Origin of the sequence: Infirmifilum sp., from assembly GCF_049970975.1 — an archaeon.
Taxonomy (GTDB): domain Archaea; phylum Thermoproteota; class Thermoprotei; order Thermofilales; family Thermofilaceae; genus Thermofilum; species Thermofilum uzonense.
Map to the genome: position 1 here is coordinate 1 of NZ_JBMFLX010000188.1, position 1,895 is coordinate 1,895.

2 protein-coding genes are annotated in these 1,895 nt (G+C 46.1%); one reads left to right on the forward strand and one right to left on the reverse strand.

Annotated features, from left to right (window positions below):
- A partial coding sequence (locus tag ACP5KC_RS10400; protein WP_428287541.1) for a hypothetical protein occupies nt 1-275 on the forward strand: 275 nt, incomplete at its 5' end.
- A gap of 186 nt (nt 276-461) precedes the next feature.
- On the opposite strand, the gene ACP5KC_RS10405 is transcribed toward ACP5KC_RS10400, so the two are convergent.
- Nucleotides 462-1,637, reverse strand: coding sequence for a hypothetical protein (locus ACP5KC_RS10405; RefSeq protein ID WP_428287542.1), 1,176 nt, complete (start codon nt 1,635-1,637; stop codon nt 462-464).
- Nucleotides 1,638-1,895 lie beyond the last annotated feature (258 nt).

The window sequence follows — 1,895 nt, forward strand, 5'->3', positions numbered from 1 at the left end:
GACGCCGGCCTGCCACGCCGGAAATCCCGGGTTCAAATCCCGGCCGCCGCACTAAAAACAACCACGGCTTCTCAAACCGTGCCCGAGACCTTGTTTATCACGGTTACAGCAACCTACTCGCCAACGAAGGCTCCGACACTAACATCCATGATACTGATGGGCTTGCCATCGAAACTAGGTACTTTAATGCGCGCCCTCCTCCAAGAGTCACTGGAAACGTGGCTCCGACGCTCCACGCGGTAAAAGTCGTGAGAGTATCAGCCGCACAGTCTTGAAGAAATTAAGTGACACTAAGATACGTTAACCGCTGTGCACCCAGCACCACGTGCTTGTTAGTTGCGCGTTTTTGCACAAGCGAGTTGACAGCAGTTAACACCGTACAGAGCCCTGTGAAACAGGCTGTGACTACTAGGCGGCCGATGACCACAGTATTCTTAGTTGTTGAGAGTACAGTCACGCCTTCAAGTCTTGTACAGTAAAATTGGGTAGCTCAATGTCTCATTCAAGTCCTCCAATTTCACGTTCAATACAGCTAACATTACATTGTTGACCTCGAAGACCTTGTCTACCCCGCCTCTTCTTCTAAATATCATCTGGAGTTTTCTTCCACTTACTCTAGCTTCCGAGTACTCCGCTTCTAGATCCTCTTCCCCTATGATCGTCAGTGAAACTGTTTTCTCGTCAATCTTCAACTCATTGTCTAGTAAATATGCATCTATTGAAACTGTAAGCTCGCCACCCTTAATCTCTGCTTTGTGAGGTTCTATGCCCTTGTCTGTAGACTTATTCATGTAGACTAGTAGGGGAGGCTTAATGCTCTTTAAGTGTAGGAGGGGCCCCTCTTCTAATCTCCATGGAACATATATGGCTAAGTGTATGTGTTTTTCCTCGTCAGCGACGACACCTATAGCTTTTCTAATTCCATAAAGGTAGTGGAGGTCTGCTATTCTCTTTAACTCCATAGACAGGTCTTTACTATTAGGTTGCTTAGTCTTGGAATCAATCCACCCACCCTTAATATCGACTACCAAATTTTCTTCGAATAAGTAGATGTCCCCTGATGATAGGCCTGGTCTCACGTGTGAGGGTACTATTGGAGTTATCGAGAAGGGTAGAAACGGCTTCCTGCGATCTATGAGGACGTAGCAGGCCTTAAGCTCGTTCTTCAGTCCTGCTAGATCCTCAAAGGCCTTACGCTCTTGTTCAATAGGCTCTTTCTCCATGCCAAGAACTTCCTTGATGATCTTGCTTAAGGTATCTTTATCCCTATAAGCCACGCCCATTACTTCGCTCCACAGGAAGACATACTCTTTTGATAATTGCCTATTGATTTCAGAGACTAAGTACCTCCCAAAAACCCGTCCACGTTTTCTAGACCGCATAATCCACTTAATGAATCCATCCAAATCAGGCTCAATAGTGAAGTAAAGCCATTGTAGTGTCCTGTAAACGGGCACTCTAAAACCATAGTCTATATAAGCCCAAGGGTATGATTGTGCTTGCTCGGCCAAGGACAGGAAAACCAAGTAATCGGCAATATGACCGCTGGATCTCGAAACGTGCTCATAGAAGCTCTTGAGAATCTCGCCGACTTTATTAAATCTACTATACCAGAAGGAGGCCACCTCGGATTCCAAGGCTCATACCCACATGGTATTATAGCACGGGCCCATTATATACAAGATCCTCCACAGCGCTTACTTGAAGGTGTCACCTTGTAAGAGCACGTAAACGGCTAGTTCGTCTCCTTTCTACAGTTGGTGAGAGAGATACACAGCAATGTTCCTTCTACACGCGCCGGTCGACTCTATGTTGGAAGATTTATGTGTCTACACTTAATCACTACACATAGGCTACGGTGTATAGGAGTTTGCCCCACGTGTTCTTCGAGGTTA